The sequence below is a fragment of the Pseudomonas sp. fls2-241-R2A-110 genome (assembly GCF_030209165.1).
In the GTDB taxonomy this organism is placed as follows: domain Bacteria; phylum Pseudomonadota; class Gammaproteobacteria; order Pseudomonadales; family Pseudomonadaceae; genus Aquipseudomonas.
In genome coordinates, this window is the sequence record NZ_JARVSN010000045.1 from 45,448 (window position 1) to 59,133 (window position 13,686).

The window sequence follows — 13,686 nt, forward strand, 5'->3', positions numbered from 1 at the left end:
CCACTACAAATCCACCAGGGAAAAACTCAATCAGCAGCCAACTGACTTTTCCCCAGCGCCAGATTCACCGCCAACCACCCATTCACCGCCGACTCCCCAGCCTCGGCAAACACCCGCTCGAGCAATTTCACCTGCTCGCGCCGCAGCGACTGTTCGAACCGCGCGCCATCCTCGGTCAATTCGAGCAGCCGCTTACGCTTGTCGGTTTCGGACGAGACGCTGTTCACCAGATGCATTTCCACCAACTGACGCAGCGGCATGTTCAGCGCCTGCTTGGTCACCCCCAGCAATGCCAGCAACTCCTTGACGCTCAGGTTTGGGTAGCGGGCGATGAAAAACACGATGCGTTGATGCACCCGGCTCAGGCCTCGACGCTCAAGCATTTCGTCAGCCTTCGCGGTGAACGCCTGGTAGCCGAAGAAAAACGCTTCCATGGCTTGTTGCTGGGTGTCGGGGTTTTTAAGGTCAAGCATGTTGACGTTTCCGTTCGAGTTGTCGTGATTTCGGTCAACCAGTTTGACTCATTTTCCTCAGGCCTCGCTACCGGTGACCCCCATGGCTTTTTCCGAACGTTTCTCGCGCCTTAAAAGTTCTTTGATCCGTGAAATCCTCGCCGCCGCCCAGCGCCCGGAAGTGATGTCGTTCGCTGGCGGCTTGCCGGCCGAAGCCATGCTGCCGAAAGTCGAGTGGGCGGACATGCCGCTGTCGATGGGCCAATACGGCATGAGCGAGGGCGAGCCGGCACTGCGTGAAGCCTTGGCGGCCGAGGCTCGGGCGCTGGGCGTACCGTGCGAAGCGAGTCAGATCCTGGTGGTCAGCGGCTCCCAGCAAACCCTCGATCTGGCGGCCAAGTTGTACATCGACAAAGGCACAGAGATTTTGCTGGAAGCGCCGACCTACCTGGCGGCGTTGCAGATTTTCCAGTTGTTCGGGGCGGACTGCATCACTGTGCCGCTGGAGGCGGATGGCCCCGACCTGGAGCAATTGCGTGTCCGTCTGGAAAAACATCGTCCGGCGTTTATCTACCTGATCCCGACGTTCCAGAATCCCTCGGCGGTGCGCTACAGCGAAGCCAAGCGCGATGCGGTGGCGGCGTTGCTGGATGAATTCGGCGTGACCTTGATCGAAGACGAGCCGTATCGCGAGCTGACCTTCGATGGCGGCAGTGCGATGCCGATTGTCGGTCGCCTGAAAAAGAGCAGCTGGATCTACACCGGCACCGTGTCGAAAACCTTATTGCCAGGCTTGCGGGTCGGTTACCTGATTGCCAGTCCAGACCTGTTCCCGCACTTGTTGAAACTCAAGCAGTCCGCGGACCTGCACACCAATCGCGTGGGGCAGTGGCAAGCGTTGCAGTGGATTGGCACTGATAAGTTCGACCAACATTTGCGCGAGTTGCGGGATTTCTATCGTGTGCGCCGGGATGCTTTCCAGTGTTCTCTGCAAACACATTTTTCCGATCTGGCGGACTGGAACGTGCCGCAGGGCGGGCTGTTTTTCTGGCTGACGCTCAAACAACCGATGGACACCCGGACATTGCTCAAGCCAGCACTGGCGGCGGATGTCGCGTTCATGCCGGGCGAACCGTTCTTTCCCGATCCGGACAACAATCCGGGGCACCTGCGGCTCAACTTCAGCCACATCGACCCGGCGCGGCTGGACGAAGGGCTCAGTCGATTGGCGGCGGTGATATGCCAGGCCCACGCGGCGAAAGCGGCTTGAGGGGAGAGTAGAAACCAATAAACCGGCTCATGGCCGGTTTATTTTTGTCTGGGTTTTGCGGTGTCCTCATCGCGAGCAGGCTCACTCCCACAGGTTTTGTGAGCAACACGAATCCACGGTGGGAGCCAGCCTGCTGGCGATGGCGTCAGTCAGTGCACCACAAAACCATCAGGCCGCAGCAAATCGCTTATCCAGATAATCAATAATCACCTTGGACTCATACATCCAGGTGGTCTGCCCATTCTCTTCAATGCGCAGGCACGGCACCTTGATCTTGCCGCCTTGCTGCAGCAGGGTCTGGCGATCCTGTTCATTGTTCTTCGCATCGCGCAACGCCACCGGCACGTTCAGACGGCGCAAGGTGCGGCGGGTTTTCACGCAGAACGGGCAGGCGTGAAACTGATACAACGTCAGGCTCTTGGCCGCCGTGTTGACCTGGGCCTGAACCTCGGCAGGACGTTGTTTCTTGCCGGGACGGGTGATGAAGTCGATGAAGATGATCAGTTGGCCAAGGCCGACACGAAGCGCTTTTACGAACACGGTATAAGCCTCACAGGGGCAAGCAGAAGGCGCGCAGCTTACCTGATTTTCACAGGCGAAAAAAAACCGGCGATGAATGCCGGTTTTCTTCGTGCTGCGGGTTACTTGATCAGGCTGAGAAACTCGCTGCGGGTCGCCGCGTTTTCGCGGAACTCACCCAGCATCACCGAGGTGATCATCGACGAGTTCTGTTTCTCCACACCGCGCATCATCATGCACATGTGTTTGGCCTCGATCACCACCGCAACGCCCAGGGCGCCGGTGACTTGCTGGACCGCATCGGCGATCTGGCGGCTGAGGTTTTCCTGGATCTGCAGGCGGCGGGCGTACATATCGACGATCCGCGCGACTTTCGACAGGCCCAGCACTTTGCCGCTCGGAATGTAGGCGACGTGAGCCTTGCCGATGAACGGCAGCAGGTGGTGTTCGCACAACGAGTAGAGCTCGATGTCCTTGACCAGCACCATTTCGCTGTTATCTGAGCTGAACAAGGCACCGTTGGTGACTTCTTCCAGTGTCTGTTCATAGCCGCGGCAGAGGTACTGCATGGCTTTGGCGGCACGCTTAGGCGTGTCGAGCAGGCCCTCGCGGGAGACGTCCTCGCCCAATTGGCCGAGAATCGCGGTGTAATTCTGTTCCAGTGTCACAGAGGCTGATTCCATAAGGGTTTCAGGAGGGTACTTATTCTGTCTGTACCAATTTTGTATCAATCGAGCTGTTTCGTTTGCCTAGGTCATCCAGTCGGTGCTGGAGGTCCACAGGGCATAGGTCGACAGTATCTGACGCTTTGACCGAGCTTAAAGGCAGTGATTGCAGGGTTTCATACCCGTCGTGCTGCACATGGTAGCTTAAGTGTGTCGGCAGTTGTATGGCCGGTGGGCGTGAACCTTCAATCCGGTCGGTACTGACCTGAGTATCTGTAGACCACACCGGCCTGCTTGGGTTGAAGAGACAAATCTGATCCAGGGCTGATAGCATTGCGCTATCCCTTGCCCTCTATCCTAGGAATGGAATCCATGTTTAAAAAAACCTGTGCGCTGGCCCTGTCCATGGTAGCCATTATCTCGGGTGCGCAGAATGCAGTTGCAACTGACTACCTGTTTAAGAAATACGCTTATGACTCACCTATCTCAAATTACACTAAGACTAACGGTTATTATGATTGTTCGTCGCAGGTAGGTACGACGGCTAAATGTACTGAATTAGTTTTTATTGAAAATAAATTCACAGCGTCGCTAGTTTTCAAAAATGACAAGCTTTCGATGGTTTCGCTACGCTCCCCGTTTGAGCGTGAGTTGTACCTGCGCGCCATGGCGGCCATTAGGAAGAGCTTTGGCATGGTAGTGATTGGCAATGGGCAAGATACTTTCGATGTACTTTCGATGGCGAGCAAAGTGTCAAAACCCGAGTTTTTAAAAATCGGAGCTTCTAATTATGAAAGTATGGCCTTGGCTGGAGGGCATGTTACTTATACTTTCATAGATAATAGAGTTTCGATTGGATATGCTAAAAGTTTTCGTCGATTATTGGAATTTGCGCCTGACAATGTGAGGACTGTAGATCTGATCGCCGATAGCGTAGGTAAAGATGCTTATTTGATTTTAAAGTTTTCCTTTCCAAAGCTTGACCAAAAAAAGCTGGATCAGCAGGCAAATAAGCCAGTCGAGTCGTTTTAAGGAAAATTGCCATAAGGCACGGCGCCGCAAGCGAGAAGCGGCAGCTTTACTCGTCGCGGCCTTCCATCATGGTTCGTTTGAGCATCACATAAACGGCGCCGGCGCCACCGTGCCTGGGTTGGCACGAGGTGAAGCCGAGCACCTGCGAATGCTGGCGCAGCCAGGTGTTGACGTGACTTTTGATCATCGGCCGCTTGCCGTCCAGGCGCACGGCTTTGCCGTGGGTGACACGCACGCAGCGGATTTCGAATTTGGTCGCTTCGGCCAGAAACGCCCAGAGGGTTTCCCGGGCCTTTTCCACGGTCATGCCATGCAGGTCCAGGCTGCCTTCGAACGGAATCTGTCCGATCTTGAGCTTGCGCATCTGGCTTTCCTGAACACCGTCACGCGCCCACATCAACTCGTCTTCCGGGCCGACGTCGATGACGAACTGATCGGACAAGCCATCAACGGTAGTGGCGTCGGTGCGCACGGTCGCGGCCTGGCGCAGCTTGGCGATTTGCGCGCGGTCGGCCTTGGGTTTGCCGGTGTCGGCGCGATCGTGCTTGATCGGCTTGACGCCTTGGATCGCACTTTTGAACAGGGAAAAATCGTCGTCTTGCATGTCAGCCTCCGCGAAGGGCGGCCAGTTTACCCAAGTCGGGGCGCTATCCATAACAATTGAGGCCCGCCAAAGGGCGGGCCTGGATTCAGTCGTGTTTTTTCATCAGGTGCGGGGAGATGTTCAGCTCTCGCGACTGGCGCGAGCGGCGACGGCAGCGGCGCCACAACCACACACCGATATAGAGCACCAACAGGCCGACGGCCAGAATGATCGCCGAACCCAGCCGGCTGGCATTCAGCTCGCCCAGGGCCGGTGGACGACCCAGCAGGCTGGCGGCACCCGCCATGGCCAGCAACACACCGCAGGTTGCCAGCAAAGCCGCAAACGCGGCACCGAATCGAAAACGCCAATTGCGTTGCCCTTTGGGCCGCAGGCGGCGTGCATCAAAACCATCGGATAACTTCATTCCGACCTTCCTCAATGGGTATCGGCCCTTCGACCGGGAGTTGTCCGGGTTGTTCCTGAGGCTAAGTCAATTGCAGCAAATCAGAGGCTTTTGTGGATGAGCGGCGGTATCGACCGCTCACCGAGGCCGATCAGATCAGATCGTGAGTCAGCGCGAGGGTGGCGAAGTTATCCGCCATGATCGCCATTTCCGTTTGCTGCACATGCTCGGCCGTGAGTACGCCACCCTTGTAGGGCAAATCGCGGGTCGCGCAGGCGTCTTCCACCAACGTGCAGCGAAAGCCCAGGTTTTTCGCCGCGCGCACGGTGGTGCTAACGCTGGAATGACTCATGAAACCGCAAACGATCAGGTCCAGGGAGCCCAGTTCTTGCAGTCGATCGTACAATTGGGTGCCATGAAACGCGCTCGGCAACAGTTTGCCGATGATGGTTTCGTCGCCCTGTGGCTCAAGCCCCGGGATGAACTCACCGCGTTCCCCTTGTGGATCGAACAGGCCACCCACGGTACCCAAGTGACGCACATGCACAATCGGCCGACCTGCCGCGCGGGCAGCGGCGACCAGTTGCTTGATGTTCGCGACGGCAGCATCCATGCCGCTCAGGGCCAAAGGACCACTGAGGTATTCTTTCTGGGCATCGATGATGACTAGGGTCGCATGACCCAGATTGGCTGCTGCGTAACCGCGGCCGCTGAGTTGAAACATCGTTTTTGGAACGGACATTCTGGGGCTCCTTGGAGTGGGGCTTTTGCGACATTGTCCTCTGGCTGAGCGGTTCTGTGAATCGCTACTATCGCAAACGCCGTCGTTGCTGGCGTGCAGCCTTGTCAAGATGCACATTTTGTTCAATAGCCACGGGCAAAAATGGATATGTCCTACATCTGATCCGGTATTTTTCCTGCGTCGTCGTGGCGCGTTTTGGCTGTTAGAATCGCCAGTCGTTTTTTCTGGAGTCTACCCCCGTGATCACTTCCCGCCTTCGTACCCTGCGTGACCATATCCGTTGGGCCGTCAGCCGCTTCCATGGGGAGGATCTGTTTTTCGGCCATGGGACCGACAACGCCTGGGACGAAGCCCGTCAATTGGTGCTCGGTGCCTTGCACTTGCCGTGGGAAATCGCCGACAGCTATCTGGACTGCAATCTGGAAGAGGACGAGGTGGTCAATCTGCAACGCTTGCTCAAGCGTCGCATAGAACAACGCATTCCCACCGCTTACTTGCTGGGCGAGGCCTGGTTCTGTGGCATGTCGTTCATCGTCGACGAGCGCGTACTGATCCCGCGTTCACCAATTGGCGAACTGATCGAAAAACGTTTCGAGCCTTGGTTGGGCGCCGAACCTGCGCGGATTCTTGACCTGTGCACCGGTTCCGGTTGCATCGGCATCGCCTGTGCCTACGAGTTCCAGAAGGCCGAAGTGGTGCTGGCGGACCTGTCGTTCGAAGCGCTGGAGGTGGCCAACCAGAACATCGAGCGTCACGGCGTGGATGAGCGGGTGTACACCGTTCAGGGCGATGGTTTTGACGGTTTGCCGGGTCAGCGTTTCGACCTGATCGTGTCGAACCCGCCCTACGTCGATGCGGAAGATTTCGCCGACATGCCGGATGAATACCAGCATGAACCGGAATTGGGCCTGGCCTGTGGCGATGATGGTTTGAACCTGGTGCGACGGATGCTCGCCGAGGCGGCGGATCATTTGACCGAGAAGGGCCTGCTGATTGTTGAAGTAGGCAACAGCCAGGTGCACGTCGAGGCGCTGTACCCGGAAGTCGACTTCGCCTGGCTCGATTTCGAGCGCGGCGGGCATGGCGTGTTCATGTTGACGGCTGAGCAGTGCCGCGATCATCAAGCGCTGTTCGCTTCCCGCGTCTGACTTTAGGACGCCTTCGCGGGCAAGTCCGCTCCCACAGTTGTTGTGTCGTGCCGCGTAATTTGAGCACGACGTAGATCCTGTGGGAGCGTGGCTTGCCCGCGATGGCCGCGCCGCGGTCTCAGATCATTACCGGTGCGTCGCAATCCAGATCAACAACCCCGCCTGAAACACCGCAAACGCCACCAGGCACGTAATGGTGAAGCGCAGCCCGGCGTCTTCACGCTTGTACTTGCTGACTTTCTCTTCGTGTTTCTTGAGCTTCACTTCCTGCTCGGCCAGATTCTGCTCGGCCTGCTGAAGCATCTGCGCCGCCTCGATGATTTCCACCACCTGCAGCTTTTCGCTGTTCCAGTCACCCTTCAGGTCGCCGACCTGAACCTCTTTGACGCTGCCTTTCAGGTGCTGGGCGTCGGCGTACACCACCTCAAAGCCGTGCGCTTTGAGAAAGTTATCGCGGCGCAGGCGCGTGTCTTCGTTCAGCGCATCTTTATTGTTCAGGTCAGTGCCATCAACGGTGTAGCCGGGCCAGCGCTTCTTCGCCCAAGTGATGCCTTGCGCGGCCATGAAGCGGCCGATGCCACGGTTGACCGGTTCGACCTGCAGGCCGCTGTCCGGCCCGAAATGCACACACTTGGTCGTGTGATCGACCCACACATCCAGATGATTCTGCTCTTTGCGCACGCGCTGGCCGGGCAGCGTGATGCTCATGCGCATCAGGCTGTATTCCTTGCTGGTACGCTCGGCGTAACCGAACTCGACAAAGCGCAACGGCCGGCCACCGGTGTTGCGGTCGGTCTGCAGCGGCGCCAGGCGGAGCATCTTGTGGTGCTCGACGTGGACGTCCGCCCACGGCAGCTCAACCGCTGGCGGTACGTCTTTTTCAGCGGTGGTGTCGGGTGAAGTCTGGGTATCTGTCATCGCGGCGAGTCCTGTCCAAGCTCTGCTTGTCGCCCGCCATAGCGCTGGCGACAAAGGCTTATCGGCCGTTTTTTTCAGGACTGGAGGGCTGGTCGCTTAACGGGTGTGAAGTCCGTCAATAAACTCGATGATCCGCGTGCCGAGTTCGGCGGCCAGTGGCAATTGTGGATCCTTGTAGGACGCCAGTTGCCGTTTTACATCGTTGGGCACGATGCGCATGACGTGGTTCATGCCTTCGATCACCACCAGTTCGGCGTCCGGTTTGGCGGCCTTGAGCATTTTGGCGTCACCCACGCCGACCTGGATGTCGTTGCTGCCCTGGATGATCAACGCCGGCATCTTCAACTTTGCGAACGCTGCGGCCGGATCCTGGCGGAACAGTGAAATCATGTACGGCTGCACACTCGGGCGGAAAATCACCTCCAGTTGCGGCGGCACGTTGTCGTCGGCGTGGCCCGCCTTGAGGCTGTCGAGCAACTCATTGCTGCGCTGCATCAACGGTGGCGGCAGGCGGTTGCTCAATTGCTGGCGTATGACCTGGTCGATCGGCCGGGCGCTGCCGGACAAGGAAATCACCGCCGCGGCATCGACGCTCGGAGCGGCGAGGGTGGCAATCAGCGCGCCCTCGCTGTGGCCCAGCAAAATCAGCTGGCCGAAACGTGGATCGGTTTTGAGCTTGCGGGCCCAGGCCTCGGCGTCGGCCACATAGGCTTCCACCGACAGGTTGCGCTCGTCTGGCGTCGCCGCAAGGCTCGCCGCCACCCCGCGTTTGTCGAAACGCACACTGGCGATGTTGTGTTTGGCCAACACCCAGGCCAGCCGTTTGAGGCTGTCGTTGCGTCCGCCTTCAATGTTGTTTCCGTCACGATCCGTAGGACCGGAGCCGGAAATGATCAGGACAACCGGCACTGGAGTGTCGGATTTTGGCAGCAACAGCGAGCCGAAAAGCTCTCCGCTACCGGTATCAAGGGTGATCGGGCGTTGCAGGACAGTGGCCTGGGCAAAGCCGGTAAACAGGGTAAGAGTCAAGACTAGAACTCGCAGCATCATCACGCCATCATTCACAAAGGTGCCGGTTGGACTCGCAGGCACCCATAAGGTTCGAGGATGAACTACTTGGGTAGCCTGCGTATACTGGCGCGCATTACGTATTCAGGTTCATTTCACGGAGCGTCCTGCATGTCCGGCAATACCTACGGCAAGCTGTTCACTGTCACCACCGCGGGCGAAAGCCATGGTCCGGCGTTGGTCGCCATTGTCGACGGCTGCCCGCCTGGGCTGGAGATCTCCCTTGAGGATTTGCAGCGCGATCTGGATCGCCGCAAGCCCGGCACCAGCCGCCACACCACTCAGCGCCAGGAAGCCGACGAAGTCGAAATCCTCTCGGGCGTGTTCGAGGGGCGTACCACCGGTTGCTCCATCGGCCTGCTGATCCGCAACACCGACCAGAAGTCCAAGGACTACTCGGCGATCAAGGATCTGTTCCGCCCGGCCCACGCCGATTACACCTACCACCACAAATACGGCGAGCGCGATTACCGTGGCGGCGGTCGCAGCTCGGCGCGTGAAACCGCGATGCGCGTGGCCGCCGGTGCAATCGCCAAGAAATACCTGGCCACCCAAGGCATTGTCATTCGCGGCTACATGAGCCAGCTCGGTCCGATCGAAATCCCGTTCAAGACCTGGGATTCGGTAGAAGAGAACGCTTTCTTCTGCCCTGACCCGGACAAGGTGCCGGAGCTGGAAACCTACATGGACCAGTTACGCCGCGACCAGGATTCGGTCGGCGCGAAGATCACCGTGGTCGCCGAAGGCGTGATGCCGGGCCTCGGCGAGCCGATCTTCGACCGTCTCGACGCCGAACTGGCCCATGCGCTGATGAGCATCAACGCGGTCAAAGGCGTGGAAATCGGCGCCGGTTTCGCCAGCGTGGCCCAGCGTGGCACCGAACACCGCGATGAAATGACCCCGCAAGGTTTCCTCAGCAACAACGCGGGCGGCATTTTGGGCGGGATCTCGTCGGGCCAGCCGATCGTTGCGCACCTGGCGCTCAAGCCAACTTCGAGCATCACCACGCCCGGCCGTTCCATCGACATCCACGGCAACCCGGTGGATGTCATCACCAAAGGTCGCCACGACCCTTGCGTCGGTATCCGCGCAACGCCAATCGCCGAAGCGATGATGGCCATCGTGCTGATGGATCACCTGTTGCGTCATCGCGGGCAGAATGCCGACGTGCGTGTGAGCACGCCGGTGCTGGGTCAGCTTTAATGGCTGACCTTAATGCCGCTGCGGTCTGACGACGTGGCGGCGCTCCCGTACTGGCGGCTTTCCAGTTTCTATCTGTTCTATTTCGCCTTGCTCGGGTCGACGGCGCCGTTTCTGGCGCTGTACTTCGATCACCTGGGTTTTTCCAGCGCGCGCATCGGCGAACTGGTGGCGATCCCGATGCTGATGCGCTGCGTGGCGCCGAACATCTGGGGCTGGCTCGGCGACTACACCGGCCGACGCCTGGCCATCGTGCGCTTCGGCGCCGTGTGCACGCTGCTGACGTTCTCGCTGATTTTCGTCAGCAAGACCTACGCCTGGCTGGCGATGGTCATGGCCTTGCACGCATTCTTCTGGCACGCGGTGTTGCCGCAGTTCGAAGTCATCACCCTGGCACACTTGAAAGGGCAGACGTCGCGCTACAGTCAGATCCGTCTTTGGGGCTCCATCGGATTCATCATCACCGTGGTCGCGCTCGGCCGGTTGTTCGAATGGCTGAGTCTCGACATTTACCCGGTGGCGCTGGTGCTGATCATGGCCGGGATCGTCGTGAGCAGCTTGTGGGTGCCCAACGCCCAACCCGTTCACGGTGAGCGACCGGCGGCGGACGGGTTTCTCAAGCAACTGCGCAGCCCCGGGGTACTGGCGTTTTACGGGTGCGTGGCGCTGATGCAGATGAGTCACGGTCCGTATTACACCTTTCTGACGTTGCACCTTGAGCGACTCGGTTACAGCCGTGGCGTGATCGGGATGCTCTGGGCGGTCGGCGTGGTTGCCGAAGTCCTGATGTTTCTGGCCATGAGCAAGATCCTCGCGCGTTTCTCGGTGCGTCGGGTGCTGCTGGCGAGTTTTCTGCTGGCGGCGTTGCGCTGGTTGCTGTTGGGTTCGTTCGCCGAGCTTCTGTGGGTGCTGCTGTTTGCCCAGGTGTTGCACGCCGCGACCTTTGGCAGCTTTCACGCCGCTGCCATCCAGTTCGTGCAACGTAGCTTCGGTGCGCGCCAGCAAGGGCAGGGCCAGGCGTTGTACGCCGCGCTGGCCGGTACCGGTGGCGCATTGGGCGCTTTATATGCCGGCTACAGCTGGAACGCCCTTGGCGCGACATTGACCTTTAGTATTGCAAGCCTCGCAGCGCTGGCGGCTGCCGTTATCATTGCCACACGACTGCAAGAGGACAGGCCATGAGCCTTACCCGTGAACACCTCGCCCAGGAAATCATCGACGCCGGGCGTTTTCTGTATGGCCGCGGCTGGTCGCCGGCCACCAGCAGCAACTATTCGACCCGCCTGTCGGCGACCGAAGCGTTATTGACAGTGTCCGGTAAGCACAAAGGCCAACTCGGTGTGGATGATGTGTTGGCCACCGACCTGTCGGGTAACAGCCTGGAACCGGGCAAAAAGCCGTCTGCCGAAACCCTGCTGCACACCCAGCTCTACAACTGGCGCGCGGAAATCGGCGCGGTGCTGCATACCCATTCGGTGAATGCCACCGTGCTGTCACGCCTGACGCCGGGTGAGTTCATCGACTTTGAAGACTACGAGCTGCAAAAAGCTTTCAGTGGTATCTCGACCCATGAATCCCGGGTGCGCGTGCCGATTTTCGACAACGATCAGGACATTGCGCGCCTCGCCGCCAAGGTGCAGCCTTGGCTTGAAGCCCATCCGGATTGCGTCGGCTACCTGATTCGCGGCCATGGCCTCTACACCTGGGGCGCACGCATGAGCGATGCGCTGCGTCAGATCGAGGCCTTTGAATTTTTGTTCGAGTGCGAGTTGAAGACGCGCTCGCTCTTTAACCGTAATGCATGAACCGTTAAGGAGTTGCCCTGATGAGCAGCCTGTCCGTTTACCACGTCTCAAGCCCTGATATTCCGAACAAGGTGCTGACCCATTTCGAAGACATCGCCTCGACCCTGGCCGAGCAAGGCGTGCGTTTCGACCGCTGGCAAGCCACAGCGAAAATCCAGCCCGGCGCCAGCCAGGAAGAAGTGATTGCCGCGTACCAGGAGCAGATCGACAAGCTGATGACCGAACGCGGTTACATCACGGTCGATGTGATCAGCCTGAACAGCGATCACTCGCAAAAAGCCGAATTGCGCGCCAAGTTCCTCGACGAACACCGCCATGGCGAAGACGAAGTTCGATTTTTCGTCGCTGGCCGGGGGCTGTTTACCCTGCACATCGACGATTACGTCTATGCGGTGCTCTGCGAGAAGAATGACCTGATCTCGGTGCCCGCCGGCACCCCTCACTGGTTCGACATGGGTGAGCATCCGCATTTCGTGGCGATTCGCCTGTTCAACAACCCTGAAGGCTGGGTGGCCAACTTCACCGGCAAAGACATCGCCAGCCGCTTCCCGCGTCTTGAGGACTGAGCCGATGCCGATCAAAGCGATTCTCACCGACATTGAAGGCACCACCAGCGCGGTGAGTTTTGTGTTCGACGTGCTGTTTCCCTACGCGGCCAAACACTTGCCGGACTTCGTTCGCCAACACGCGGAACGCGCCGATGTGGCCGAGCAACTGACGGCCGTGCGCCGGGACAACCATGAGCCTGAGGCTGACGTCGAGCGAGTCATCGACATTCTGCTGGGCTGGATCGCCGAAGACCGCAAGGCCACGCCGCTCAAGGCGTTGCAAGGAATGGTCTGGGCCCAGGGTTATCAGGCCGGGCAGTTGAAAGGCCACGTTTATCCGGACGCCGTTGAAGCGCTCAAGCGCTGGCATCAGGAAGGTTTCAAACTGTTTGTTTATTCCTCGGGCTCGATTCAGGCGCAAAAGCTGATTTTCGGCTGCTCGGAGGCGGGGGATTTGTCGCCACTGTTCAGCGGCTATTTCGACACCACGTCGGGGCCCAAGCGTGAAGCGTCGTCTTATGCGCGCATCACCCAGGCCATCGGCGTCGAGCCGTCGCAGGTTCTGTTTTTGTCCGACATCGTCGAAGAACTTGATGCGGCGCGCACGGCCGGCATGGCGACTTGCGGGCTGGCGCGAGAGGGCGGGGAGCTGGCGGGGCATACGACCGTCGACAGTTTCACGCGGATCGACACTTCCACTTTCTAAGGTCCAACCCCGTAACCTGTGGGAGCGAGCCTGCTCGCGATAGCGTTGTATCAGTCAATATTAATGTCGCCTGACACACCATAGCGAGCAAGCTCACTCCCACAGGGGATCGGTGTACCGTCTTAAACAAAACAGGCCGTGGAGCGAAAGCTCTCACGGCCTGTTTGTTTGCTGTGTACTGACTTATACAACCGCAGGTTTTACGCCGAGTGATACGTCGGCAGGGCAAACCGTTGCTGGCTTTGCAGCATGGAGATCTGCGGCAGTTCGCTGGCTTGTTCGGCCAGGTCACGACGGATCGCACTGATCACCCAGGACAACTGATCGCCAGCATGCAATTGCTGGTAGGAAATCGAACGCTTGAACACTTTGCCTTCGGTGCTGCGCAAGGTCAGCAGGATGCCACCGTCAGGACGCGGCTGGGTGGTCACTTCGAAGTTGGAGAACAGGGAGGTAAATTTTTCTTGGATCAGGCTCATGTCTATCAGCTCCGTTAGCACTTGATTAGCAAGCATGGAGAGGTAGTTGCAGCGATTGTGCCAGCACACGATTTTTTAAAAATCGTTACAAATCAATGAGTTAATTTTTAGGTGGTTTTTTGGATTCGTGCAAACTGCATGAAAG

Annotated in this window: 17 protein-coding genes; 8 read left to right on the plus strand and 9 right to left on the minus strand. The window is 58.5% G+C overall.

The features are described 5' to 3' along the window. Positions 1 to 26: 26 nt before the first annotated feature. A complete protein-coding gene (locus QRN31_RS30000) occupies positions 27 to 473 on the minus strand; it encodes a MarR family winged helix-turn-helix transcriptional regulator (RefSeq protein WP_285436454.1) in 447 nt (148 codons plus the stop codon). Between the two features lie 82 nt (positions 474 to 555). Between QRN31_RS30000 and QRN31_RS30005 the strand changes: the two genes are divergently transcribed. After that, positions 556 to 1,722: an aminotransferase-like domain-containing protein gene (locus tag QRN31_RS30005; RefSeq protein WP_285436455.1), complete on the plus strand. Its 1,167-nt coding sequence runs from the start codon at positions 556 to 558 to the stop codon at positions 1,720 to 1,722. Between the two features lie 168 nt (positions 1,723 to 1,890). Here the strand turns inward: QRN31_RS30005 and QRN31_RS30010 are convergent, their stop codons facing one another. Together QRN31_RS30010 and folE are read right to left on the minus strand one after the other, a co-directional pair. Beyond that, positions 1,891 to 2,262 carry a glutathione S-transferase N-terminal domain-containing protein gene (locus QRN31_RS30010; protein ID WP_222585361.1) on the minus strand — a complete coding sequence of 124 codons (372 nt, stop codon included), beginning with the start codon at positions 2,260 to 2,262 and terminating at the stop codon, positions 1,891 to 1,893. Positions 2,263 to 2,363: 101 nt separating this feature from the next. After that, positions 2,364 to 2,909 (minus strand): GTP cyclohydrolase I FolE, encoded by a 546-nt coding sequence (gene folE, locus QRN31_RS30015; protein WP_010456659.1) that lies wholly within the window; start codon positions 2,907 to 2,909, stop codon positions 2,364 to 2,366. Between the two features lie 369 nt (positions 2,910 to 3,278). Here folE and QRN31_RS30020 point away from each other — a divergent pair, with 369 nt between their 5' ends. Next, the gene (locus QRN31_RS30020; protein ID WP_285436458.1) at positions 3,279 to 3,938 is read left to right on the plus strand and encodes a hypothetical protein; all 660 of its coding nucleotides are present in this window, start codon (positions 3,279 to 3,281) and stop codon (positions 3,936 to 3,938) included. 46 nt (positions 3,939 to 3,984) lie between these two features. On the opposite strand, the gene QRN31_RS30025 is transcribed toward QRN31_RS30020, so the two are convergent. From QRN31_RS30025 to QRN31_RS30035, 3 genes are all read right to left on the minus strand, one after another. Then, positions 3,985 to 4,542, minus strand: a complete 558-nt coding sequence (locus QRN31_RS30025) for a Smr/MutS family protein (protein ID WP_222585362.1) — start codon at positions 4,540 to 4,542, stop codon at positions 3,985 to 3,987. Positions 4,543 to 4,627: 85 nt separating this feature from the next. Then, the gene (locus tag QRN31_RS30030; protein ID WP_222585363.1) at positions 4,628 to 4,948 is read right to left on the minus strand and encodes a hypothetical protein; all 321 of its coding nucleotides are present in this window, start codon (positions 4,946 to 4,948) and stop codon (positions 4,628 to 4,630) included. Between the two features lie 130 nt (positions 4,949 to 5,078). Beyond that, positions 5,079 to 5,669, minus strand: coding sequence for a cysteine hydrolase family protein (locus QRN31_RS30035; protein WP_259150920.1), 591 nt, complete (start codon positions 5,667 to 5,669; stop codon positions 5,079 to 5,081). Positions 5,670 to 5,908: 239 nt separating this feature from the next. Here QRN31_RS30035 and prmB point away from each other — a divergent pair, with 239 nt between their 5' ends. After that, a complete protein-coding gene (gene prmB / locus QRN31_RS30040) occupies positions 5,909 to 6,817 on the plus strand; it encodes a 50S ribosomal protein L3 N(5)-glutamine methyltransferase (protein WP_090181807.1) in 909 nt (302 codons plus the stop codon). A gap of 126 nt (positions 6,818 to 6,943) precedes the next feature. On the opposite strand, the gene QRN31_RS30045 is transcribed toward prmB, so the two are convergent. Together QRN31_RS30045 and QRN31_RS30050 are read right to left on the minus strand one after the other, a co-directional pair. Continuing rightward, a complete protein-coding gene (locus QRN31_RS30045; protein ID WP_285436461.1) occupies positions 6,944 to 7,735 on the minus strand; it encodes a hypothetical protein in 792 nt (263 codons plus the stop codon). A 96-nt stretch (positions 7,736 to 7,831) separates the two neighbouring features. After that, complete coding sequence (locus tag QRN31_RS30050; RefSeq protein WP_285436463.1) at positions 7,832 to 8,785, minus strand: alpha/beta hydrolase; 954 nt, start codon at positions 8,783 to 8,785, stop codon at positions 7,832 to 7,834. Between the two features lie 129 nt (positions 8,786 to 8,914). On the opposite strand from QRN31_RS30050, the gene aroC reads away from it, so the two are divergent. From aroC to mtnC, 5 genes are read left to right on the plus strand one after another with little or no spacing between them, the layout of a single operon-like run. Beyond that, the gene (aroC, locus tag QRN31_RS30055; RefSeq protein WP_285436464.1) at positions 8,915 to 10,006 is read left to right on the plus strand and encodes a chorismate synthase; all 1,092 of its coding nucleotides are present in this window, start codon (positions 8,915 to 8,917) and stop codon (positions 10,004 to 10,006) included. A 12-nt stretch (positions 10,007 to 10,018) separates the two neighbouring features. Then, a complete protein-coding gene (locus tag QRN31_RS30060; protein WP_222585367.1) occupies positions 10,019 to 11,185 on the plus strand; it encodes an MFS transporter in 1,167 nt (388 codons plus the stop codon). Further along, a complete protein-coding gene (locus QRN31_RS30065; protein ID WP_285436466.1) occupies positions 11,182 to 11,808 on the plus strand; it encodes a methylthioribulose 1-phosphate dehydratase in 627 nt (208 codons plus the stop codon). Before QRN31_RS30060 ends, QRN31_RS30065 begins: the two co-directional genes overlap by 4 nt. A 20-nt stretch (positions 11,809 to 11,828) precedes the next feature. Then, on the plus strand, positions 11,829 to 12,374 hold the full coding sequence (locus QRN31_RS30070; RefSeq protein ID WP_285436468.1) for a 1,2-dihydroxy-3-keto-5-methylthiopentene dioxygenase: 546 nt from the start codon (positions 11,829 to 11,831) through the stop codon (positions 12,372 to 12,374). A 4-nt stretch (positions 12,375 to 12,378) separates the two neighbouring features. After that, positions 12,379 to 13,062, plus strand: coding sequence for an acireductone synthase (mtnC, locus tag QRN31_RS30075; protein WP_285436469.1), 684 nt, complete (start codon positions 12,379 to 12,381; stop codon positions 13,060 to 13,062). A 200-nt stretch (positions 13,063 to 13,262) separates the two neighbouring features. On the opposite strand, the gene QRN31_RS30080 is transcribed toward mtnC, so the two are convergent. Further along, positions 13,263 to 13,541, minus strand: a complete 279-nt coding sequence (locus tag QRN31_RS30080) for a DUF3509 domain-containing protein (RefSeq protein ID WP_208671975.1) — start codon at positions 13,539 to 13,541, stop codon at positions 13,263 to 13,265. Positions 13,542 to 13,686: the final 145 nt, after the last annotated feature.

Coding starts and splice junctions, on each gene's coding strand:
- QRN31_RS30000 (WP_285436454.1), bottom strand. CDS start 473: ATGCTTGACCTTAAAAACCCCGACACCCAGCAACAAGCCATGGAAGCG.
- QRN31_RS30005 (WP_285436455.1), top strand. CDS start 556: ATGGCTTTTTCCGAACGTTTCTCGCGCCTTAAAAGTTCTTTGATCCGT.
- QRN31_RS30020 (WP_285436458.1), top strand. CDS start 3,279: ATGTTTAAAAAAACCTGTGCGCTGGCCCTGTCCATGGTAGCCATTATC.
- QRN31_RS30025 (WP_222585362.1), bottom strand. CDS start 4,542: ATGCAAGACGACGATTTTTCCCTGTTCAAAAGTGCGATCCAAGGCGTC.
- QRN31_RS30030 (WP_222585363.1), bottom strand. CDS start 4,948: ATGAAGTTATCCGATGGTTTTGATGCACGCCGCCTGCGGCCCAAAGGG.
- QRN31_RS30035 (WP_259150920.1), bottom strand. CDS start 5,669: ATGTCCGTTCCAAAAACGATGTTTCAACTCAGCGGCCGCGGTTACGCA.
- QRN31_RS30045 (WP_285436461.1), bottom strand. CDS start 7,735: ATGACAGATACCCAGACTTCACCCGACACCACCGCTGAAAAAGACGTA.
- QRN31_RS30050 (WP_285436463.1), bottom strand. CDS start 8,785: ATGATGCTGCGAGTTCTAGTCTTGACTCTTACCCTGTTTACCGGCTTT.
- aroC (WP_285436464.1), top strand. CDS start 8,915: ATGTCCGGCAATACCTACGGCAAGCTGTTCACTGTCACCACCGCGGGC.
- QRN31_RS30060 (WP_222585367.1), top strand. CDS start 10,019: ATGCCGCTGCGGTCTGACGACGTGGCGGCGCTCCCGTACTGGCGGCTT.
- QRN31_RS30065 (WP_285436466.1), top strand. CDS start 11,182: ATGAGCCTTACCCGTGAACACCTCGCCCAGGAAATCATCGACGCCGGG.
- QRN31_RS30070 (WP_285436468.1), top strand. CDS start 11,829: ATGAGCAGCCTGTCCGTTTACCACGTCTCAAGCCCTGATATTCCGAAC.
- mtnC (WP_285436469.1), top strand. CDS start 12,379: ATGCCGATCAAAGCGATTCTCACCGACATTGAAGGCACCACCAGCGCG.
- QRN31_RS30080 (WP_208671975.1), bottom strand. CDS start 13,541: ATGAGCCTGATCCAAGAAAAATTTACCTCCCTGTTCTCCAACTTCGAA.